Raw genomic sequence first — 21462 nt, 5'->3', positions numbered from 1 at the left:
GCAAGCGGGAGGGGAGAAGCAGGAATGTCGCAATTCGACCTGACCGGGATGGTCGCCATCGTTACGGGATCGTCGCGCGGCATCGGCTTGGCGTCCGCGCGCGAACTGGCGGAGCACGGCGCGAAGATCGTGATCTCCAGCCGCAAGCAGGACGCATGCGACACCGTCGCGGCGGAACTCAACGCCAGACACAGCGACGGCACCGCGATCGCCATCGCCGCCAACATCTCCGACAAAACCGGACTCCAGCATCTAGTCGACCAGACCCGCGCCCAGCTCGGCCGCATCGACATCCTCGTCTGCAACGCCGCATCGAACCCCTATTACGGCCCCCAGGCCGGCATCGCCGACGACCAGTTCCGCAAGATCCTCGACAACAACATCGTCTCCAACCACTGGCTGATCCAGATGGTCGCGCCCGAGATGATCGCGCGCCGCAGCGGCAGCATCATCATCATTTCCTCGATCGGCGGGCTGCGCGGTTCACCGGTGATCGGCGCCTATTGCATCAGCAAGGCCGCCGACATGCAGCTGGCGCGCAACCTCGCGGTCGAGTTCGGCCCGTCCAACGTCCGCGTGAACTGTATCGCGCCGGGCCTGATCAAGACCGACTTCGCGCGCGCCCTGTGGGAAGACCCGCAGCGGATCGAGGCAGCGAACACCAGCGTGCCCCTCCGCCGGATCGGCGAGCCCGAGGAGATCGCCGGGGCAGTCGTCTTCCTGGCATCCCCGGCAAGCAACTTCATGACCGGCCAGACGATGGTCATCGACGGCGGCGACACGATCTAACCGAAGGACCATGCGATGCGCTTTACCGACAAATCGATCATCGTCACCGGCGCAGGTTCCGGCATAGGCCGCGCCGCCGCACTCCTGTTCGCGAGCGAAGGGGGCAGGGTCGTCGTCGCCGACAAGACCGAGGGCGCGGACGAGACCGCGCACCTGATCACGCAGGCCGGCGGCACGGCGAAGGCGATCCGCATCGACGCTGGGCTCGAAGAGGACGTGATCCGCACCGTGGCGCTGGCGTGCGACAGCTTCGGCGGGCTCGACGTGATGTTCGCCAATGCGGGGATTTCGGGCGGCATGGCGAACCTGTTCGACACCGACGTCGCGCTCATCACCGAAGTCCTGCGCGTCAACCTGATCGGCCCGTTCCTCGCGATCAAGCACGCCGCGCCGCGTATCGCCGAGCGGGGGAAGGGCGCGATCGTCCTCACCGCCAGCGTTGCCGGGATTCGCTCGGGCGCCGGCTCGCCCGCCTATTCCGCGTCGAAGGCCGGCGTCATCAACCTAGCCGCCGTCTCTGCCCAGCAACTCACAGGCTCGAATGTCCGCGTCAACGCGATCTGTCCGGGGCTGACCGAGACGGGCATGACCAAGCCCGTGTTCGATTACGCGCGCGAGGCGAACAAGATGGACCGCGTTGGCCGCCTCAATCCGCTCCACCGCGGCGCGCAGCCTGAGGAATTGGCCAAGGTCGCGCTGTTCCTCGCGTCCGACGACGCCAGCTACGTCAACGGCCAGGCGATCGCGGTCGATGGCGGCCTCTCGTCCAGCCATCCCGTGACACGGCAGGAATACGGCAAGACCGCCGCCTGACCGATGATGCTGTCGGGTCGCGGCGTTTCGACCGCTGGATACGCTTGCGCAACGACTTTTGCGGGACCATTTGCGACGTGCGGACGTTGAGCGTCCGACCCCATAAAGGAGAACCCCCATGGCTTTCGAACTCCCACCGCTGCCGTACGCCTATGATGCGCTCGAGCCGGTGATCGATCAGGAGACGATGAAGTTTCATCATGACAAGCATCACGCGGCGTACACGGCGAAGCTGAACGAAGGCGTCGAGAAGGACTCCGCGCTGGCTGGCAAGTCGATCGAGGACATCCTCGGCATGATCTCGTCGCAGCCGCCGCTGGTCCGCAACAACGGCGGCGGTTTCTGGAACCACGACTTCTTCTGGAAGACGATGGCGGCCAAGAACGGCCAGGCACCGTCGGGTAAGCTCGCCGAGGCGATCGATCGTGATTTCGGCAGCCTCGACAAGCTGAAGGAAGAGTTCAACACCAAGGGTGCGGGGCAGTTCGGCTCGGGCTGGGCATGGCTGATCGCGGATGACAGCGGCAAGCTGAAGGTGACGAGCACGCCGAACCAAGACAACCCGCTGATGGACGACGCAAAGGAGCCCGGCACGCCGTTGCTCGGTAACGACGTGTGGGAGCACGCTTATTACCTGACGTATAAGAACGATCGTCCGGGCTATCTGAAGGCCTGGTGGGACATCGTGAACTGGGACGTCGTGGCTGAGCGCTACGCGAAGGTTGCGGGCTGAACCGAGCTAAGATTGTTCCCCCGCGAAGGCGGGGGCCAAGTCTGGACTCCCGCCTTCGTGGGAGAACAAGAAGTTATCCATCGGGCGGCAGGTCGGTGACGGCTTTGTCGCCCGTTTGCAATCCATGCTTCAGCAGCATCGGGATGTTGGCGAATGCGAAGAGCAACGTCAGCGGGATCGCGCCCCAGAGCTTGAAGCCGACCCAGAAGTCCCAGGTCGTGTTGCGCCACACCGCCTCGTTCAGCACCGCCATGAACACGAAGAACACGGCCCAGTTGCGCGTCAGCTTGCGCCAGCCTTCCGCGGACAGACCCGGATAGGCGGTGGCGAGCAGCGACTGGAGCAGTGGGCGGCCGGTGACGAGCCCGAACGTCAGGATCGCGGCGAACATCGCGTAGATGATGGTCGGCTTCATCTGGATGAAGCGCTGGTCGTGGAAGTAGATCGTCAGCCCGCCGAACACGACGATCAGCGCGCCCGACAGCCACAGCATCGGCGAGATATGGCCCGCCTTGACCTTCGACACGATCATTGCGGCGACCGTGGCGATGATGAACGCGGTGGTGGCCGCGACGACGCGGACGATCGGCAGGCCGGGGGTGAGGAAGTTCACCGCGAAGAAGACCGCGAGCGGGCCGTAGTCGACCGCCATGCGGAGGCCGGGGGATAGGGGGGGCTTGGTTGGGGTCACTGGGTTTTCGCTTCCTGGGGGCGGGTGCGTGCGGGCATGTACCTCGATACAGGCTCTCGACAAGCTCGATCCTTACTCGGCACGAACGGGGTGGTTCGGGAGGGCGTTTATCAGCCCATGCCGTTCGTCCCGAGTAGCCGTCGAGCTTGTCGAGATGGCGTATCGAAGGACAGTTCCGAGTGTTACTTTCGGACGCTCTCCACACCTGCGATAATCCGGCTCACCTCGTTCGCATCGAACGGGCGCAGGTCGGTCATGCCCTCGCCGATGCCGATCGCGTGGATCGGCAGGCCGTATTTCTCGGCCGCCGCCACGAGAACGCCGCCGCGGGCGGTACCGTCTAGCTTGGTCATCACGAGGCCCGTCACCCCCGCGACCTCCTTGAAGACCTCAATCTGCTGGAGCGCGTTCTGGCCGGTCGTCGCATCGAGCACCAAGACGATGTCGTGCGGGCTCTCCGGGTTGATCCGGCCTAGCACGCGGCGGATCTTGGCGAGTTCGTCCATCAGTTCGCGCTTGTTCTGGAGGCGGCCGGCTGTGTCGACGATCAGCACGTCGATGCCGGTCTCGGTCGCCTTCTTGACCGCGTCCCACACCACGCCCGCCGCGTCGCCGCCCTCGGGGCCGGTCACGATCGGCACGCCTACACGCTCGGCCCAGGTGCGAAGCTGGCCGATCGCGGCGGCGCGGAAGGTGTCGCCGGCGGCGAGCATCACGCCGTAATCCTGCTCCATCAGCAGATGCGCGAGCTTGGCGATGGTGGTGGTCTTGCCCGAGCCGTTGACGCCGATGACGAGGATCACCTGCGGGCGCGGGAAGGCGTCGATCTCGATCGGTTTCGCGACTGTCGCGAGCACCTTCTCGACCTCTTCCGCGACGATCACGCGGATGCCGAGCTCCTCCATGTTGCGTTCGAAGCTGCCTTCGGAAAGGCGGCGGCGGATGCGGCCGGCGGTCTCGGGGCCGAGATCGGACGCGATCAGCGCTTCCTCGATGTCGTCGAGCGTCGAATCGTCGAGCCGCGCGCCGCCGAGACCGGCGAGGTTGCCCACGAGCCGGTCGGAGGTGCGCTTGAAGCCGCCGATCAGCTTGTCGTGCCAGGTTGGGGTGGTGCTCATGATGGTTCTCGTGTTGCGCTGAGGCGATCGCTCGTGGCGCCGGTGATCGTGATGCGGACGATGTCGCCGGGTATGGCCGGTTCGTCCAGCAGGACTTCTGCGAAATTACCGATATGGCCGCGGTCGCCGGGGCGTTCGACGAGCAGATCCTGCGATGTCCCCACCAGCGTTTGCAGCCAGTTCATTCGCGACGTTTCGCCGGCTTGGCGGAGTAGGGCGGCGCGTTGGCGGCGGACTTCGGGTTCGACCTGCGGCATGCGCGCGGCGGGGGTGCCGGCGCGGGGCGAATAGGGGAAGATGTGCGGGTGGACGATGTGGCAGTCGTCGATCAGCGCGCGCGTGTTGGCGAACATCGCCGCGTCCTCGGTGGGGAAGCCGGCGATCAGGTCCGCGCCGATCGCGATGTCGGGGCGGGCGGCTTTGAGGCGTTCGACGAGGGCGACGCTTTCGGCACGTGAATGGCGGCGCTTCATGCGCTTGAGGATCATGTCGTCGCCGGCCTGGAACGAGAGGTGGACGTGCGGCATGATTCGCGCGTCGCCCGTGAGCAGCGCGAAGAGGCGGTCGTCGATCTCGATGCCATCGAGCGAGGACAGGCGCAGGCGTTCCAGCTTTGGCACGTGGTGCAAGATGCGCTCGACGAGCTGGCCTAGCGTCGGTGCGCCGGGGAGGTCGGGACCATAGCTGGTCAGGTCGACGCCCGTGAGGACGATCTCGCGGTGGCCTGAATCGACCAGCCCGGCGATCCGGTCGACGACCGCGCCGGCGGGGACCGAGCGGCTGGGGCCGCGGCCGAATGGGATCGCGCAGAAGGTGCAGCGGTGGTCGCAGCCGTTCTGGACCTCGACGAAGGCGCGAGCGTGTGCGGAGAAGCTGGCGGCGAGATGCGGCGCGGTTTCGTGGACCTGCATGATGTCGGAGACGACCACCGGGGCTTCGGCCTGCCACGCCAGTGCGGTCAGCTTGTCCGCGTTGCCGATCACGCGATCGACTTCGGGCATGGCGGCAAAGCTGGCGGGGTCGATCTGCGCGGCGCATCCGGTGACGACGATCTGCGCCTCGGGACGGTCGCGTTTCGCGCGGCGGATTGCCACCCGCGTCGCCTTCACCGCAGCGTTGGTGACCGCGCAGCTGTTGACCACGACCATGTCCCGCCCGGCGACGAGCGCGCGGATGGTCTCGCTTTCGGCGATGTTGAGGCGGCAGCCGAGGCTGATGACCTCTGGCGCGGGGGCGGGTGACATGCGCGCGATTTAGGAGGGGCGGGGGGGGAAGTCCACGCTTTGCGGTTTGTGGTGGTCGCAATGCTCGCTTCACCGCCGCTCTCCTGCGAACGCAGGAGCCCAGGGTATCAAACGGAGCGCTGCTTGGTCCTGGGCTCCCGCCTTCGCGGGAGAACAGATTGGGGAGCGGGCCTTCACTCAACACCACCCCGGCGAAGGCCGGGGCCTAGTTGGGAGATGATGATGAAGGACGGTCCGCGGTTACTGCAACCTCTCCAACTGGGCCCCGGCCTCCGCCGGGGTGGTGTTTGGTGGACCTTAGCTCGCCAACCGAGGCGCAATCCCGCGCGGTGGTGGCGCATCGCGGTCGGGGCGCTGTGCCAGGAGCCGCTTTTCCGCAAGCAGCCGCCGGACCTGCGCCGTGCCGAGCGGTCGCCCGTACAGATACCCCTGGCCTTTCGCGCATCCGATCGCACGCAGGCGTTCCTCGACGGCGGCGTCCTCGATTCCCTCTGCGGTGGTGGGCAGGTTGAGGCTGTCCCCCAGCCGCACGATCGTGTTTACGATCGCCATGCTCTCGGGGTTGTCCAGGATCGAGGTGACGAAACTCTTGTCGATCTTGATCCGATCGAAGGGCAGCGCCCTCAGATGCGCCAAGCTCGAATAGCCGGTACCGAAATCATCGAGCGCGAGGCGGATGCCCTGGTTCTTCAGGCTCCCGACGATCGACTGCGCGAGCGGGAGATTGTCGAACAATGCGGTCTCGGTAATCTCGATTTCGAGCCGGCTGGCGGGGAAGCCTGTCTCGACCAGCGTCTTGATGATCTTCTGTGCGAGCCACGCGTCGCGCAGTTGCAGCGGCGAGACGTTGACCGACAGGCTGAGTGCCGCGTCCCAGTCCCGCGCGGCGGCGAATGCCTGGCGCATGATCGACAGCGAGAGTTCTCCGATCAGCCCGATCTCCTCGGCGATGGGAATGAAGACGTCCGGCGCGATCGTACCGCGTGTCGGGTGTTCCCAGCGTGCGAGGACTTCGAAGCCGGTAATGCGGCCGGTGGTCAGGTCGACCTGCTGCTCGAAATAAGGGACGATTTCCTCCGTGGGGATCGCATGGCGGAGGCCCGCTTCGAGTTCTCCGCGCAGTTGCAGCGAGCGCTCCATCGAGCGATCGAACCAGGCATGCCGGCCGCGCCCCGCGGTCTTGGCGGCGTGGAGCGCGATGTCGGCGTTACGCAATAACCCGTCGACCGAGGCGCAGTCGAAGTCCGAGCGGGCGATACCGATCGACACGCTCATATGGATCTCGACGCCGTTGGTGCGGAACGGGAGCGCGAGGCCGGCGACCATGCGTTCGGCGATCCGGTCGGCAACGTTCTTGTGCGCGGAATCGAACACGAACGCGCAGGCGAACTCATCCGCGCCAAGCCGCGCGAGCAGGCTGGCGCCGGGCGCAATCGCCGCGATCGTCTCGGCGACATAGGCGAGCAGCAGGTCGCCGACCGCATAGCCGTGCAGGTCGTTGACGCTTTTGAAATGATCCACGTCGATCGTTAGCATGGCCATTGCCTTGCCGCGGCGGCGGGCGCTGGCGAACAAGGTCGCACCGTCCTCGGACAGGCTGCGACGGTTGAGGAGGCCGGTCAGCGGATCGCGCTGCGCCAGGGCCTGCGCACGGTGGCCGGCTTCGGTCAGGTCGCTCAGTTCCTCGGCCAGCGATCGGTAGCGGAACCAGCCGAACAGGATCAGCGAGACATTGAGCAGCATCGTGGCAATCAATGTCCGGTCGATTACCGCGTTGCTGCCGTGCAGATTCGCCAGCGCCTTGACGAGCACCGTGCCGCCGGTGCCGACGAACAGCAGAATGGCGGCGCCCGTCACGGCGCCGGTCATGAATTCCCGACTGATGTTGCGGGGCGAACGCGTCGCCGCCGACTTTGGGGTCATGTGGATGTCCGGTCCTTGATTGGTAGCCGGTGTGCCATGCGAGAAGTGTAGGAGGTGTTAAGGCGGCGTTAGCGCGGGGCAGGGCGTGGCACAGGCGCGATTGGTTGCGCGCATCTGTCACGCCGGGCTTGTTCCGGCTTAACCGAGGAAATGGGTCAAGTCGGGACCCGTCTTGCACTTCCACCCCACTTCCAGTAGTGGGCCCGCCACGTTCCGTTACGGAGCGCATAGGACGAGCATCCAAGGATGCACGCTGGCCGGCGAGGTTTCGCCCGCCGGCGCTTTTGCGTTTGGTGACGGTGATAGGGAGTATTTCGATGTTCGAAAGCCTGAGCGATCGACTTGGTGGCGTCTTCGACCGCCTTCGCGGCCGGGGTGCGCTGACCGAAGCAGACGTGCGTTCGGCGATGCGCGAGGTGCGAGTCGCGCTGCTCGAAGCCGATGTCGCGCTGCCCGTCGCACGCGAGTTCGTCGACAAGGCTACCGAGAAGGCGATCGGCCAGAATGTGTTGCGCTCGGTTACGCCGGGGCAGCAGGTCGTCAAGATCGTCAGCGATGCGCTGGTCGAGATGCTCGGTTCGGAAGCTTCCGAGCTCGAGCTGGGCGTCACCCCGCCGGCCGTCATCATGATGGTCGGCCTCCAGGGTTCGGGCAAGACGACCACCACCGCCAAGATCGCCAAGCGGCTGGCGGCCGGGCAGGCCAATTTCGGACAAGGCGCGCGCGAGCGGAAAAAGGTGCTGATGGCGTCGCTCGACGTCAATCGCCCGAACGCGCAGGAGCAGCTGGCGACGCTCGGTACGCAGATCGACGTCGCGACGCTGCCGATCGTGCAGGGCCAGCAGCCGGTCGATATCGCCCGTCGCGCGATGCAGGCGGCCAAGCTGCAGGGCTATGACGTCCTGATGCTCGACACCGCGGGTCGACTCCATGTCGATCAGGCGTTGATGGACGAGATGAAGGCGGTTGCCGACGTCGCCAATCCCGCGGAGATCCTGCTCGTCGTCGACTCGCTGACCGGCCAGGATGCGGTCAACGTCGCGCAGAACTTCTCGGACCAGGTGCCGCTGACGGGTATCGTGCTGACCCGCATGGACGGCGATGCCCGCGGCGGCGCGGCGCTGTCGATGCGCGCGGTCACCGGCAAGCCGATCAAGTTTGCCGGCACCGGCGAGAAGCTCGATGCGCTCGAGGCATTCCATCCGGAGCGCGTCGCCGGCCGTATCCTCGGCATGGGCGACGTCGTCAGCTTGGTCGAGCGCGCCGCGGAGTCGATCCAGGCCGAAGACGCCGAGCGCATGGCGGCCAAGATGGCCAAGGGTCAGTTCGACATGAACGACCTGCGGGCCCAGCTGGCGCAGATGCAGCGGATGGGCGGGCTCGGCGCGCTGGCGGGGATGATCCCCGGCATGAAGAAGGCGCAGGGCGCGGTCGCGTCGGTCGGTGGCGAAAAAGTGCTGGTGCACATGGACGCGATGATCGGCTCGATGACGATCAAGGAGCGCAACAAGCCCGAACTGATCAACGCCAAGCGCAAGATCCGCATCGCCAAGGGCTCCGGCACCACGGTGCAGGAGGTCAACAAGCTGCTCAAGATGCACCTCGAAATGTCGACCGCCATGAAGAAGATCAAGAAGATGGGCGGCATGAAGGGCATGATGGCGATGCTCGGCAAGGGCGGTCTTGGGGGCGGCCTGGGCGGGATCGGTAATGCGATCGGCGGGCCGCAGATGGGCGACATGCTCAACAAGGCCGGCGCAGGCGGGCTTCCGGGGGGCAATGCCGGTGGTCTGCCGGGGCTTGGTGGCCCCAAGATGCCGCAGATGCCTGCCGGTTTCGACGATTTTCTGAAGAAGAAATAACCTCTTATCCAACCACGACACCTCGGCTCGCGCTGGGGAATCTATCTAGAAAACGAAGGAAAATATCATGGCAATCAATATTCGCCTCGCGCGCGGTGGCTCCAAGAAGCGTCCCTATTACAAGATCGTCGTTGCCGATGCGCGCAGCCCGCGTGATGGCCGCTTCATCGAGAAGATCGGCAACTACAACCCGCTCCTCGCCAAGGACAACGAGCAGCGCGTGCAGCTCGACGCCGACCGCGCGAAGCATTGGCTGAGCGTCGGCGCGCAGCCGACCGACCGCGTCGCGCGCTTCCTCGACCAGGCTGGCGTGCTCGAGCGTTCGGCGCGCAACAACCCGAACAAGGGCAAGCCCGGCGAGAAGGCTACCGAGCGCGCTGAAGAGCGTGCGACCAAGGCGGCCGAAGCTGCCGAGGCCGAAGCCGCTGCAAAGGCTGCACCTGCGACTGGCAGCAACGAAGAGACCGAGCAGGTCGCCGCTGCTGAAATTGAAGACGCTACGAGCGCTTCGTAAGATCCGGGGGGCGGGGGGCTTGGTCCCTCCGCCTCTTCTCCGTCATGCCGGGCTTGTTCCGGCATCCACTCGTCCGCGTATCCGAGAGCATTGGGTACGCGGAACAGCGGACCCCGGAACAAGCCCGGGGTGACGAAGGACGGGAGGCTTCTCCCGTTCCTACTACGGGTAGCCAACCGCAGCCGATCGGCGCGTCATGCGTTCTCCTCTCGGTACCCCCGAAAAGGAGCGCATGATGGCCCCCGAATCCGACCCCCGCACAGCCCCCGCACCCGAGGACATCGAAGATGCCACCAACGAAGGCGTCTCCGCCGACGACCCCGCCGAAGGCTCCGACGACACCCCCGGCCGCAATGAAGGCTCCGCGCAAGGATGAAGTGACACTCGCCGTCGTCATCGGTGCGCACGGCATCGGTGGTGAAGTGCGGCTCAAGGTCTTCGCCGAGAATTTCGGAAGCTATAAGAGCTTCAACAACGGCGCGCTGTCGCTGAAGTCCGCGCGCAGCGGCAACAACGGCATGATCGCGCGCTTCGCTGAGGTCGTGGATCGCAATGCCGCCGAGGCGATGCGCGGAACCGAACTGACCGTGCCGCGCGCATCGTTGCCGCCGCTGGAAGACGGCGAATATTATCACACCGACGTGATCGGGCTGGACGTGGTGTCGACGGATGGCGAAGCGATCGGTCGCGTAGTCGCGATCGACAATTTCGGCGCGGGCGACGTGATCGAGATCGAACGCCTTCCGGTGGACGACAAGCCCGGCAAGCGTTTCATGGTCCCGATGCGGGTTGAAGCGGTACCCGAATGGGATGCCGATCGCCTCGTCGTCGAAGCGTCGTTCGCGGCCGAATAACAGACTTTAATTACCGCTTCCTTGTTCTCCCGCGAAGGCGGGAGCCCAGACTGGGGTCCCGCCTTCGCGGGAGAACAATTCTGTTTGCCGATGACTACCGCCGCAGCGGCCGCTGCTCGGCAAGCATGTTGCGGATCGTCGTGGCGGCAACGCCGGCCTCGCCCATCGCGTGGCTGATCTGGTCCAGACCCTTCACGACGTCGCCCGCTGCGAACAGCCCGGGGATCGAGGTCCGCTGATGCGAGTCCACCTCCAGGCAGCCATCCTCGGAAGCGCTCGCACCGGCCGCCACGGCGAGTTCCGACCGGATCACCGAGCCTAGCGCCGGATAGACGCTGTCGAACGCCATACGCCCCTCGACCGTATCGAGGGCGAGCCTGCCCCCTTCGATCGCGTAGTTGCCACACGGACCGCCTACCCGGACGATCCCGGCATCGTCGAGCGCCGCTTCGCAAGCAGGGTCGAGGTCATGACCACCCTCTGGCGCGATTAACGTCACGTCCTTCGTATAGCCGCGCAGGAACAGCGCCTCGCGCATGCCGTGGTCGCCGGTGCCGATGACCCCGACGCGCTTGTCGGTGACTTCGTAGCCGTCGCAGATCGGGCAGTAGCGGAACAGGCCGGCCTCTAGCGCCTCGTCGTGGACCGCATCGGGCATGTCCGGGCGGTTGTTCACGACTCCCGTGGCAAGTAGCACGCTCCGCGCCCGAGCGCGCCGATCACCGATCCGCACCGTGAACCCATCGTCGTCCACCTCGATCGCATCCACCCGCGCACCCTCGCGGACCGCGCCATATTTCTCCGCCTGTGCGAGCATCAACGCGAGCAGGTCGGTCCCGCGGATCCCCTCGGGATACCCCGCATGATTATGCGTGCACGGGATCAGCGCCGCGCGGCTGCTGCCGCAATCGAACAGCCGGATCGAGAGGTGGAATCGTGCGAGATAGATCGCCGCGGTCAGCCCGGCAGGGCCAGCGCCGATAATGATGCAATCGTCCATCCGCCGCGAGCGTTTCGCCAGCGTAATTGTTCCTTGCGCCAGTTTGGTATATACTCCGCGTGCATACGGAGGCGGCAATGGCCAAGGAATATCGCGCGAAGGTCTTCAAGTCGGGCAACTCAGTCGCATTGCGGTTGCCCAAAGCCCTCGGAATCACGGAAGGTGCCGAAATGACCGTGCGCGAAGACCGCGGCAAGTTTATCGTCGAACCCTATTCGCCGGTGCCTAAAAAGATTGATCTTACCGGCATCTACGGGTCGATCCCTGGATTGAAGCTCATCGACCGCGAAGACCGGATCTTCGCGCCCTCGCCGCGTCCGTGGGATGACCCGTCGTGGCCGGGGCGGTCCGACGAGCAGTGAAGTATCTGCTCGACACCAATATCTGTATCCTGTTGCTCGGTGGTAATGTCCCTGTGCTCCGACAGCGTGTCGAGCAGTGCGACGAGGGCGAGCTGGGCATGTCGGCGATCGTCTTCGCCGAACTGGCGGTCGGCAGTTGGCAAGGCAAGCTGCCGCCGTTGCAGACGGTCGATGCGTTTAGCCGATGGGTGCCGGTACTTCCGTTCGACGAAGCGTCGGCTCGGCTATATGCAAAACTGCCCTTCAAGCGCGGAAGCTTCGATCGGCTGATCGCGGCGCACGCACTGTCGCTTGGACTGACCCTGATCACCAACAACGAGCGCGACTTTGCCGACGTGCCCGGCCTTCGCATAGAGAATTGGACGTTGTGACTTTCGCTGCCACGATATTGACGCTGTATCCGGAGATGTTTCCGGGGCCGCTGGGGACGTCGCTTGCTGGCCGTGCGCTGGGGGAGGGGCGGTGGTCTTGCTCGCCGGTGCAGATCCGGGACTTTGCTACGGACAAGCACAAGTCGGTGGACGATACGCCGGCGGGGGGCGGGGCCGGGATGGTGCTGCGAGCCGATGTGGTGGCCTCGGCGATCGACAGCGTGGCCGATGGGCGGCCGGCGCTGGCGATGACGCCTCGGGGCAAGCCGCTGACCCAGGAGCGGGTTCGGGAGCTCGCGCAGGGCCCCGGCGTCACCATCCTCTGCGGCCGCTTCGAAGGCTTCGACGAGCGGCTGTTCGAGGCACGCGACATCGAGGAAGTCTCGATCGGCGACTACATCCTGTCGGGTGGCGAGATGGGGGCGCTGGTGCTGCTCGATGCTTGCATTCGGCTGCTGCCCGGCGTAATGGGCGCGGCTTCTAGTGGGGATGACGAGAGCTTCGAAACGGGGCTGCTCGAATATCCGCACTATACCCGACCTCAGATTTGGGAAGGGCGCACGATCCCGCAGGTGCTGCGATCGGGGGATCATGCGAAGATCGCTGCATGGCGCAAACGCCGCGCGGAGATCGATACACGGTCACGGCGACCGGACCTTTGGGAGCGCCATGAGGGCGTTCGGGTCCAGTCGCCCTCTGGCGCGCAGCGACACGAGGACGAGACATGAACCTGTTGCAGACGATCGAAGCCGAGAACATCGCGAAGTTCCTGGCCAACAAGACGATCCCCGATTTCCGCCCCGGCGATACGCTGAAGGTCGGCGTGAAGGTCGTCGAAGGCGAGCGCACGCGTATTCAGAACTACGAGGGCGTGTGCATCGCGCGCTCGAACAAGGGCATGGGCTCGAACTTCACCGTGCGGAAGATGAGCTTCGGCGAGGGCGTCGAGCGCGTCTTCCCGCTCTACTCGCCGAACGTCGATTCGATCGAAGTCGTCCGCAAGGGCGCCGTGCGTCGCGCCAAGCTGTATTACCTGCGTGGCCGCACCGGCAAGGCAGCGCGTATCGCCGAGCGTCGCGACATGCGCCCTGCCAAGGGTACCGCAGCCGCCGAGTAATCGGGGACTGCCAGAGTTGAAAAAGGGCGCGGGGGCGATGGTCCCCGCGCCCTTTTTCGTTGTGCGCGGGGTTTGGGCTGGTTGGAGGGGCAAGGTGTTGGAAGTGCTGCCGATTGTTGGTGTTTCGCGTTTATGCTGCAGCACGGAAGTATAGGAAGTGTAGACGCTGGGAAGCTTTCTTGACGTGGGAGTGGCGTCGGGGTGTGGGAGCGGTGTCGCGGTGAAGGGTTCGCGGATGGGCATCCGGCGACGGTGCGCTTCTCCGGGTGTGTAGGACAGCCGATTAGCATGCCGCCAGCGGTGGCCATGGTGGTGCCTGTCCCTCGGGACATGGGCGGTTACTTGGTCGGACAGGGACGCGCGGTCCTGCGCAGGCCGACTTGCGCTTCCTTGTTCTCCCGCGAAGGCGGGAGCCCAGTCTGGGTCCCCGCCTTCGCGGGGAAACACGTCTTGCTGGCGGATTGGGATGGTTGCTCGTTTGAGGCGTGAGGGGCTTTGCCACGCTGAGCGCGCTCGCGTGGACATGCCCCACCCCGACCCTCCCCTGAAGGGGAGGGAGTTTTCGTCGTGCCACCATGCAATTTCGGCGCGTCACCCAGCGCACCGACATCCCCGCGCAGGCGGGGGGCCCTATCTTCGGGGCTTATGATCACATCGGGCAACGCAGCGCAGTTCAGGACTGGATTCACGCGAAGGCGCTAAGGTGCGAAGAGAAGCAGCTTATTTAGCGCACTGGCCCGGTCTTCTCTTCGCGCCTTAGCGCCTTCGCGTGAACATGCCCTTCTCCGTCATCCTGACGAAAGTCAGGACCCAGAGCCAAACAGGGCGGCGTTTGGTACCCTGGGTCCTGACTTTCGTCAGGATGACGGCGTGGGTGGGGAGGCGTTCCGCTTGTAATCACGAACGCTGCGCTGCTGATGGGCGTGCCTTATGAGCGTGCCTGCCTCTGGTGGCCCCCACGCACCCGTCAGCCCGCCTCAAGCGCCCGTCAGGCGTCGCGCCACGTGCCGGGCGCCAGATCCGCCACGGTCCAGTCGCCGATGCTCCACCGGACCAGCCGCAGCGTGGGGTGGTCTATCGCCGCGGTCATGCGGCGGACTTGGCGGTTGCGGCCTTCGCGGATCGTTATCTTCAGCCAGCAATCGGGGATGCTCGCGCGGACCCGGATCGGCGGCACGCGCGGCCAGAGGTCGGGGGCGGCGATCCGCTCGACGTCGGCGCGGGCAGGGCCGTCCTTCAGCAGGACGCCGCCCCGCAACCGATCGAGCGCGTCCTCGCCGGCATCGCCCTCGACCTGCACGAGATAGGTCTTGGCCAGCTTGAACTTCGGGTCCGCGATCCGTGCCTGGAGGCGGCCGTCGTCGGTCAGCAGCAACAGCCCCTCGCTATCGCGATCAAGCCGCCCCGCCGGATAGACGCCCGGCACATCGACGAACTGCGACAGCGTCGCGCGCGGGGTCGGACTGTTCACGTCGGTGAACTGGCTGAGCACGTCATACGGTTTGTTGAACAGGATTATCCGGGGCATGGGCTTTAGAGGAAATGTCGACTAGGTTCGACTGTCATCTAGCCCAGAGGGGCGTGCACCTAAAGGCGGGCTTCTAATGTCTTTACCCGCATTGTTGTCTAGCCCGGCTTGCCCGTTCCACTTGCTAAGGTCGCGATTAGAGCGGCGGGCGAAATAGCGGGTGGCCCATCTTCCTTTACCATTCCATCGGCGACCGGTCTAAAAATCACAGCCAGCATAATTGCTCGGTCTGCATCAGTCGCGGCACCTTCCTTAGTCAAGGAAAGGTATGTCTCTGTAAGGGCGGACCGTCCTTTGGCGTCAATCGCTAGATGGTGCTCTGTTGTGTAAAGACGAACTAATAACCGCATCGTCCAGAGATACATCGTGAGATAGAGAAGCGTCCCCGCTGATGCGAGAAGTAACTCGAAGTGAAAAGAAGCACGCATACCGTTGACGTTAAAAGGATTTCCATCCTTAGTTGGAATTACAGCGTTACTAAATATATGGTTGGCACCTTCAAACGCTACTATCGCAACGGCACATGCCCCAAATAAACCGATAGCGCCGACGCCAATCATCCACCATTTTCGGGACCTAAGCGTTTTTTCATGAGTTTCCGCTCGTGCTTCCCAAAGTGCGACAGGAGCTTCCAACTGGCGCTGTTCCTTGAACGCCTTAAACCAGTTCTCGATTGTATCCCTAGATGATCTTGTTAGGTTTTCTATTGCGGTGCCAGCTTGAGATGAAATGGCACCGAGTTTTTGATCCAGCTCGGCAAGCTGAGTATTTGTACTAAACTCGGCAGCTCCGATCGTTGCTTCCAGTGCGGCTAGTCGCTCACGACCATTCAACTCACCGTGATTAGCGGCAGTGGTCATCTGGGCGATCAGCCCCTCAACCTTAACGGCGCTTTCCTGCGCGAGCGAAACACGAGCCTCCGCGTCCGCAGCTTTTATCTGCATTTGCTCAACCAAGTTTTCAGCAGTGGTTTTTAATATACGAGCAAGCGAGCGCTCGTATAAAATGACTGCATTCGTCTGGTTAGTGTCGGCCCAATTGATACGTACTCCAGAAAGGCCTGCGATTGCAGAAGCAGCCAGCACTCCTTGAGCAGTTAGCTGGTGCGCTACCCAATTGAGCGCAAGAAATATTGGTGATTTATCTGCAATTAATTCCCTCGCATCGTTGATGGTTAATGCGACTGGCAGCCCCTTCATATGATTTGCTCTAAGGTCTTCGGTGACTCTGTCCCAGGCTCCACGAACCGCAGCAAAAGGGTGGTTCGGATTCGTGCTTATTATTTCCCTATACTCATTGTCCCATGCCTCTCGCTGGCGCTGCGCCCAGAGAATAGCTTCCGCGAGATCATTAAATTCCTTTTTTCCACCTCGTTCCGGTGCGATATCAAACTGAATTACGCTCATGTAGTACCCCTTTACCTTTTTTATATCTATTATTGGACTGATAGGGTTTTACAAAAAAACTCGTTTCTTTAACGAGATCGAAGTCGTGAGATATCGCTTCGGCGATTGACCCCGCAATATCAATCGCGCGGAAAGAATTTACAATTACAAAAAAGGCCGCAGTGTTTCCACCGCGGCCCGTCTGTTTAGTTAGAGTGCACTAACCCTTACTGGTCGAGGAAGCTCCGCATCTTCCGTGACCGGCTCGGATGCTTAAGCTTCCGCAGCGCCTTCGCCTCGATCTGACGGATGCGCTCGCGGGTCACCGAGAACTGCTGGCCGACTTCCTCGAGCGTGTGATCGGTGTTCATGCCGATGCCAAAGCGCATGCGCAGCACGCGCTCCTCGCGCGGCGTCAGCGACGCCAGCACCCGCGTCACCGTCTCCTTGAGGTTCGCCTGGATCGCGGCATCCACCGGGATGATCGCGTTCTTGTCCTCAATGAAGTCGCCGAGGTGCGAATCCTCCTCGTCGCCGATCGGCGTTTCGAGGCTGATCGGCTCCTTGGCGATCTTCATCACCTTGCGCACCTTCTCCAGCGGCATGGAGAGGCGCTCGGCCATCTCCTCCGGGGTCGGTTCGCGGCCCTGCTCGTGGAGGAACTGGCGGCTGGTGCGGACCAGCTTGTTGATCGTCTCGATCATGTGGACCGGGATGCGGATGGTCCGCGCCTGGTCCGCGATCGAGCGGGTGATCGCCTGGCGGATCCACCACGTCGCATAGGTGCTGAACTTGTAGCCGCGGCGATACTCGAACTTGTCGACCGCCTTCATCAGGCCGATATTGCCCTCCTGGATGAGATCCAGGAACTGCAGGCCGCGGTTCGTGTATTTCTTGGCGATCGAGATCACCAGCCGCAGGTTCGCCTCGACCATCTCCTTCTTGGCGATACGCGCCTCGCGCTCGCCCTTCTGGACCATGTTGACGATCCGGCGGAACTCGGTGAGCGCCATGCCGGTCTGCTGCGTGATGTCGGCGATTTCCGCACGGATGCGCTCGACCGCCTCGCCCTCGTTCGCAACGAACGCGGTCCACTTCTTGTCGACCTTGTTGACCGTGGTCAGCCAGTTCTCGTCGATCTCGTGACCGATATAGCGATCGAGGAAGTCCTTGCGCGGCACCTTGTGGCGCTCGGCGAGGCGCAGCATCTGGCCGCCCAGCGCGGTCAGGCGACGGTTATAGGCATAGAGCTGATCGACCAGATATTCGATCTTGGCGTTGTGGAACTGGACGCTCTCGACTTCCGCCGTGAGTTCCTCGCGCAGCTTCTGATACTTGCGCTCGTCGGCCGCGGAGAAATCGCCGCCGATGCCCATCGCATCGACGCGCAACTGCTGGATCTTGCTGAACTTCTTGTAGAGCGCGGTGATGCTGGCGAACCGCTCGAGCGCGATCGGTTTCAGCTGCTCTTCCATCTGCGCGAGGCTGAGGGTGTTGTCCTCCTCCTCGTCGTCCGATGCGCGCGGGGCGCGGCGCTCGCCGTCCTCGTCCTCGTCGGCGGACGGCTCTTCGGGCTCGGCCTCTTCCTTGAACGAAGGGCCCGCGTTCTTCTCGCTGATCTCTCCGTCGTCGGCTTCGCCGTCCTCGGCCATCGCTTCGGGCGCGGGGTCCTTCGACAGCATCGCGTCGAGATCCATGATCTCGCGCAGCTGCATCGTGCCCTCGTTCAGCGCGGTCGACCAGTCGATGATCGCGTTGAAGGTGATCGGCGATTCGCACAGGCCGAGGATCATCGTGTCGCGACCAGCCTCGATGCGCTTGGCGATCGCGATCTCGCCCTCGCGGCTGAGCAGCTCGACCGCGCCCATCTCGCGCAGGTACATGCGGACCGGATCGTCGGTGCGATCGATGGTCTCTTTCTTTTTTTCGATCGCGGGGCCCGTGTCGGCATCCGCGTCGGCGGCCTCCGGCTCGTCCTCGTCGTCCTTGGCAGGCTCGGTCTCGCCGTCCTCGCCGGCTTCGTCATTCTCGACGATGTTGATGCCCATCTCGCTCAGCGCGGCGCTGATGTCCTCGATCTGGTCGGACGACATCTCGCCCTGCGGCAGCGCTTCGTTGAGCTGCTCATAGGTGATGTAGCCGCGCTTCTTGGCGCGCGCGATGACCTTCTTGATCGACGCATCGTTCATGTCGATCAGCGGCGCATCGCCGGTTTCGTTCGTCTCGGCGGGTTCCGCCATGTTCGCCTTAGCCATCAATCGCCCTCGGTACCCAACGCTCGGGCGTCTTCGTTCGACTGTACAAGATTTGCAAGTCGGACTTCCAACGCCAGTTTTTCTTTCACCAATGCCATCTGTCGCTCAAACGCGGCCGCAGAAAGAGTGACCTCTTCCTTATTAACCCCAGCCAACGCCGCATCTACCTCAGGTCTAGCCACCATGATCATGATGGCCTCGTCGAGATCGGATCGGACACGAGCTGGATCAGCTACGGTCTGCGTAAACGAAAAAGGCATCGTATCGGCTCTCAACAGGTCACTCGCGACTGATTTGAAACCGGACCCTGCCAATATGGTAAGCAGTCGTCCGCTATCAAGCTTTTGGTCCTCAAGTGCAACATCTACGACCGTTTCGAACAGCCGCCCAAGCTCACCATCTAGCAGGCGAAGCGATCCTAGAACCTCCATATGGCGAGTAATCTCGGCTGGATGGCGGATAAGGCCGGCGAGAATGGGCTTTGCCAGCGCGTGGTCAATACCGATTGCCCGGAAAGCCTTCGCGTCGGCGGTGACCGGCGCAGCGGGGGGCTTCCAGCCGCCACTGGGCCGCTCGCCGCGGGGAGTGAACGGAACACGTGCGGGTTTGAAATGCTCGTAGAAGCGGTTCTTGAACTCGGCGTGATATTGCTGCTTCACCGACGGGTCGGCGATGCCTTCCGCGAGTTCGTGGAGGCGGCGCTTGAGGCCGGCGCGCTGTTCGGGGGTGTCGAGCGCCTCGGCGGCGACTTCGGACGCCCAGAGCCGGTCGACGAGCTGTTCCGGGGTTTTCAGCAACGCCTCGAACGCACCGGGACCGCCGGCGCGGACGAGATCGTCGGGGTCCTGGCCTTGCGGGAGCGTGACGAAGGCGAGGCTGCGGCCGGGCGCGAGCAGCGGGAGCGCGCGGTGGGCGGCCCGGAGCGACGCCTTCTGGCCGGCGCCGTCGCCGTCGAAGCAGAGCAGGGGCACGTCGACCATCCGCCACAGCCGTTCGAGCTGCGCTTCGGTCAGCGCGGTGCCGAGCGGGGCGACCGCTTCGCTAAAGCCGGCCTGAGCGAGCGCGATGACGTCCATATAGCCCTCGACCACCAGCACGCGGCCGGATTTGCGCGAGGCGGGGGCGGCCTTGTCGAGATTGTAGAGTGTGCGGCCCTTGTCGAAGAGCGGGGTGTCGGGGGAGTTGAGGTACTTCGGCTCGCCGCCGTCGAGCACGCGCCCGCCGAACGCCATCGTCCGCCCGCGGGGGTCGCGGATCGGGATCATCAGGCGGCCGCGGAACCGGTCGTACGGGTCCTTGCCCTCGACCGAGATAAGCATGCCGGACTCGACCAGCATGGGGTCGCCGTAGTCCTTCAGCGCGGTCTTGAGCTTGCCGCGGCTGTCGGGGGCGAACCCTATGCCGAACGCGCGCGCCGTCTCGGGCCTGATCCCGCGGCGGTCGAGGAGCGCGCGCGCGTCGGTGCCGGGGAGGCCGTTGAGCTGCTCGGTGAACCAGTCGGCGGCGTCGGACATGACCTCGTGCAAGCCCTTGGCGCGTTCGGCCTTGGCGGCGGACTGGCGGTCCATCGCGGGCATGTCCATTCCCGCCGCCTGGGCGAGCTCCTTCACGGCGTCCATGAAGGGGAGGCCGCGCTGGTCGGTCATCCACTTGATCGCGTCGCCGTGCGCGGAGCAGCCGAAGCAGTGGTAGAAGCCCTTGTCGTCGTTGACGTAGAAGGAGGGCGTCTTCTCGTTGTGGAACGGGCAGCAGCCTTTGTGCTCGCGGCCGGCCTTGGTGAGCTTGGTGGTCTTGCCGACGAGCGCCGAGAGCGACGTGCGGCCGCGGAGTTCGTCGAGGAATTGTGGGGTTAGGGCCATTAGTTCGCCCCGCCCACGACAGAGCTCCCCCGCCCGCTTGCGGGAGGGGGTTGGGGGGTGGGCACGCGCTCGGTTGCGATCGCAGCGCTCAGAATGGTCTCCAATACGCCGGGCATGTTCGAGGTCAGATCGTTGTTCCAGAAGCGGATGACGCGGTAGCCTGTGGCTTCGAGCTGCTTCGTGCGGACGTCGTCATGAGGTTGGGCTTCGACATGCTGGCTGCCGTCTAGCTCCACGATCAGCTTGTGCGAGCGGCATACGAAGTCGGCGAAATACCCGGCGATTGGCATCTGGCGGCTGAACTTGAGATCCTGCAACCTGGAGCCTTTCAGCTGACGCCATAACATCTGCTCGGCATTCGTCGCTTCGTTGCGGAGGTCGCGGGCCCTCTCGGTTGGTCGGTCCAGGCGATGGCGCGGGCCCACCCCTCGGTCCCCTCCCGCTTGCGGGAGGGGAGGAAGAAGGGGGCCGTCTTTATGCATTTACGACAGCGCCGCCTTTACCAGGCCGCTCGCCTTGCTCATGTCCAGCTCGCTTGCGTGGCGGGCCTTCAGTTCGGCCATCACGCGACCCATGTCCTTCATGCCGGTCGCGCCGAGCTCTACCTTGATCGCCTCGATCGCGGCGGTCGTTTCCGCCTCGCTCATCTGCTGCGGCAGGAAGCGTTCGATCACCGCCACCTCCGCGGTCTCCGCATCGGCGAGTTCCTGGCGGCCGCCCTTCGAGAACATCTCGATCGACTCGCGGCGCTGCTTGACCATCTTCTGCAGCACCTCGATCACCAGCGCGTCGTCGCTCTCGGGCACCTTTCCGGTCCGCGCCTCAATGTCGCGGTTCTTGATCGCGGCCTGGATCAACGAGATAGCGTTGCGGCTCTGCTTGTCGCCGGCCTTCATGGCGGTCAGCTGCGCAGCCTTGATGTCGTCGCGAATCATGTACTGGTCTTTCAGGCGGTTCGGGATAGCCCGATGGGATAGCGCGTCCGCCGAATGTTTAACAGATTGACGCTGCGGCGCGGCGGCCTTAGCGGACACCACTTAGCGA

General features: G+C 64.1%; 22 protein-coding genes. 11 read left to right on the top strand and 11 right to left on the bottom strand.

Going from position 1 to position 21462, the window contains the following annotated elements; all coding sequences use genetic code 11:
* Positions 1-24 precede the first annotated feature (24 nt).
* The 3 genes from H8S47_RS12610 to H8S47_RS12600 all read left to right on the top strand — a co-directional run bounded on the left by H8S47_RS12610 (position 25) and on the right by H8S47_RS12600 (position 2335).
* Positions 25-789, top strand: a complete 765-nt coding sequence (locus tag H8S47_RS12610) for an SDR family oxidoreductase (protein ID WP_187504203.1) — start codon at positions 25-27, stop codon at positions 787-789.
* A 15-nt stretch (positions 790-804) separates the two neighbouring features.
* Entirely contained in the window at positions 805-1602 is a 798-nt protein-coding gene (locus H8S47_RS12605; protein ID WP_187504202.1) for an SDR family NAD(P)-dependent oxidoreductase, read from the top strand.
* Positions 1603-1720: 118 nt separating this feature from the next.
* Positions 1721-2335: a superoxide dismutase gene (locus tag H8S47_RS12600; protein ID WP_187504201.1), complete on the top strand. Its 615-nt coding sequence runs from the start codon at positions 1721-1723 to the stop codon at positions 2333-2335.
* A 73-nt stretch (positions 2336-2408) separates the two neighbouring features.
* Here the strand turns inward: H8S47_RS12600 and H8S47_RS12595 are convergent, their stop codons facing one another.
* The 4 genes from H8S47_RS12595 to H8S47_RS12580 all read right to left on the bottom strand — a co-directional run bounded on the left by H8S47_RS12595 (position 2409) and on the right by H8S47_RS12580 (position 7311).
* On the bottom strand, positions 2409-3026 hold the full coding sequence (locus H8S47_RS12595; protein WP_328805527.1) for a septation protein A: 618 nt from the start codon (positions 3024-3026) through the stop codon (positions 2409-2411).
* A gap of 182 nt (positions 3027-3208) precedes the next feature.
* A complete protein-coding gene (gene ftsY, locus H8S47_RS12590) occupies positions 3209-4144 on the bottom strand; it encodes a signal recognition particle-docking protein FtsY (RefSeq protein WP_056051078.1) in 936 nt (311 codons plus the stop codon).
* Positions 4141-5388, bottom strand: coding sequence for a tRNA (N(6)-L-threonylcarbamoyladenosine(37)-C(2))-methylthiotransferase MtaB (gene mtaB, locus H8S47_RS12585; RefSeq protein ID WP_187504199.1), 1248 nt, complete (start codon positions 5386-5388; stop codon positions 4141-4143). The genes ftsY and mtaB overlap by 4 nt, the downstream gene beginning before the upstream one ends.
* Before the next feature lie 297 nt (positions 5389-5685).
* Entirely contained in the window at positions 5686-7311 is a 1626-nt protein-coding gene (locus H8S47_RS12580) for a putative bifunctional diguanylate cyclase/phosphodiesterase (RefSeq protein WP_187504198.1), read from the bottom strand.
* Positions 7312-7628: 317 nt separating this feature from the next.
* On the opposite strand from H8S47_RS12580, the gene ffh reads away from it, so the two are divergent.
* The 4 genes from ffh (at position 7629) to rimM (ending at position 10541) form a co-directional block, all read left to right on the top strand.
* Positions 7629-9173, top strand: coding sequence for a signal recognition particle protein (gene ffh / locus H8S47_RS12575; RefSeq protein WP_187504197.1), 1545 nt, complete (start codon positions 7629-7631; stop codon positions 9171-9173).
* Between the two features lie 67 nt (positions 9174-9240).
* Positions 9241-9687, top strand: a complete 447-nt coding sequence (gene rpsP, locus H8S47_RS12570) for a 30S ribosomal protein S16 (protein ID WP_187504196.1) — start codon at positions 9241-9243, stop codon at positions 9685-9687.
* A 235-nt stretch (positions 9688-9922) separates the two neighbouring features.
* Positions 9923-10063: a hypothetical protein gene (locus H8S47_RS12565; protein ID WP_187504195.1), complete on the top strand. Its 141-nt coding sequence runs from the start codon at positions 9923-9925 to the stop codon at positions 10061-10063.
* On the top strand, positions 10041-10541 hold the full coding sequence (gene rimM / locus H8S47_RS12560) for a ribosome maturation factor RimM (protein WP_187504194.1): 501 nt from the start codon (positions 10041-10043) through the stop codon (positions 10539-10541). Before H8S47_RS12565 ends, rimM begins: the two co-directional genes overlap by 23 nt.
* Positions 10542-10635: 94 nt before the next feature.
* On the opposite strand, the gene H8S47_RS12555 is transcribed toward rimM, so the two are convergent.
* Positions 10636-11541 carry an NAD(P)/FAD-dependent oxidoreductase gene (locus H8S47_RS12555; protein WP_187504193.1) on the bottom strand — a complete coding sequence of 302 codons (906 nt, stop codon included), beginning with the start codon at positions 11539-11541 and terminating at the stop codon, positions 10636-10638.
* Between the two features lie 77 nt (positions 11542-11618).
* Between H8S47_RS12555 and H8S47_RS12550 the strand changes: the two genes are divergently transcribed.
* From H8S47_RS12550 to rplS, 4 genes are read left to right on the top strand one after another with little or no spacing between them, the layout of a single operon-like run.
* Positions 11619-11903: an AbrB/MazE/SpoVT family DNA-binding domain-containing protein gene (locus tag H8S47_RS12550; protein WP_187504192.1), complete on the top strand. Its 285-nt coding sequence runs from the start codon at positions 11619-11621 to the stop codon at positions 11901-11903.
* Complete coding sequence (locus tag H8S47_RS12545; RefSeq protein WP_187504191.1) at positions 11900-12274, top strand: type II toxin-antitoxin system VapC family toxin; 375 nt, start codon at positions 11900-11902, stop codon at positions 12272-12274. The genes H8S47_RS12550 and H8S47_RS12545 overlap by 4 nt, the downstream gene beginning before the upstream one ends.
* Positions 12271-13002: a tRNA (guanosine(37)-N1)-methyltransferase TrmD gene (gene trmD / locus H8S47_RS12540; RefSeq protein ID WP_187504190.1), complete on the top strand. Its 732-nt coding sequence runs from the start codon at positions 12271-12273 to the stop codon at positions 13000-13002. The genes H8S47_RS12545 and trmD overlap by 4 nt, the downstream gene beginning before the upstream one ends.
* The gene (gene rplS / locus H8S47_RS12535) at positions 12999-13391 is read left to right on the top strand and encodes a 50S ribosomal protein L19 (RefSeq protein ID WP_031395442.1); all 393 of its coding nucleotides are present in this window, start codon (positions 12999-13001) and stop codon (positions 13389-13391) included. The genes trmD and rplS overlap by 4 nt, the downstream gene beginning before the upstream one ends.
* Before the next feature lie 988 nt (positions 13392-14379).
* Here rplS and H8S47_RS12530 read toward each other — a convergent pair.
* From H8S47_RS12530 to H8S47_RS12505, 6 genes are all read right to left on the bottom strand, one after another.
* Positions 14380-14919: a pseudouridine synthase gene (locus tag H8S47_RS12530; RefSeq protein WP_187504189.1), complete on the bottom strand. Its 540-nt coding sequence runs from the start codon at positions 14917-14919 to the stop codon at positions 14380-14382.
* A 98-nt stretch (positions 14920-15017) separates the two neighbouring features.
* Positions 15018-16325 carry a DUF6161 domain-containing protein gene (locus H8S47_RS12525; protein WP_187504188.1) on the bottom strand — a complete coding sequence of 436 codons (1308 nt, stop codon included), beginning with the start codon at positions 16323-16325 and terminating at the stop codon, positions 15018-15020.
* Positions 16326-16531: 206 nt separating this feature from the next.
* The gene (rpoD, locus tag H8S47_RS12520) at positions 16532-18559 is read right to left on the bottom strand and encodes an RNA polymerase sigma factor RpoD (protein ID WP_187504187.1); all 2028 of its coding nucleotides are present in this window, start codon (positions 18557-18559) and stop codon (positions 16532-16534) included.
* Positions 18559-20418, bottom strand: coding sequence for a DNA primase (gene dnaG, locus H8S47_RS12515; RefSeq protein WP_187504186.1), 1860 nt, complete (start codon positions 20416-20418; stop codon positions 18559-18561). The genes rpoD and dnaG overlap by 1 nt, the downstream gene beginning before the upstream one ends.
* The gene (locus H8S47_RS12510) at positions 20418-20843 is read right to left on the bottom strand and encodes an endonuclease domain-containing protein (RefSeq protein ID WP_328805526.1); all 426 of its coding nucleotides are present in this window, start codon (positions 20841-20843) and stop codon (positions 20418-20420) included. Before H8S47_RS12510 ends, dnaG begins: the two co-directional genes overlap by 1 nt.
* A 57-nt stretch (positions 20844-20900) precedes the next feature.
* Positions 20901-21353 carry a GatB/YqeY domain-containing protein gene (locus tag H8S47_RS12505; RefSeq protein WP_187504184.1) on the bottom strand — a complete coding sequence of 151 codons (453 nt, stop codon included), beginning with the start codon at positions 21351-21353 and terminating at the stop codon, positions 20901-20903.
* Positions 21354-21462 lie beyond the last annotated feature (109 nt).

Origin of the sequence: Sphingomonas albertensis (genome assembly GCF_014358075.1) — a bacterium.
GTDB classification, from domain to species: Bacteria; Pseudomonadota; Alphaproteobacteria; order Sphingomonadales; family Sphingomonadaceae; genus Sphingomonas; species Sphingomonas albertensis.
Note: the sequence above shows the minus strand (reverse complement) of the source record. Positions and strands in the feature narration are given on the sequence as shown.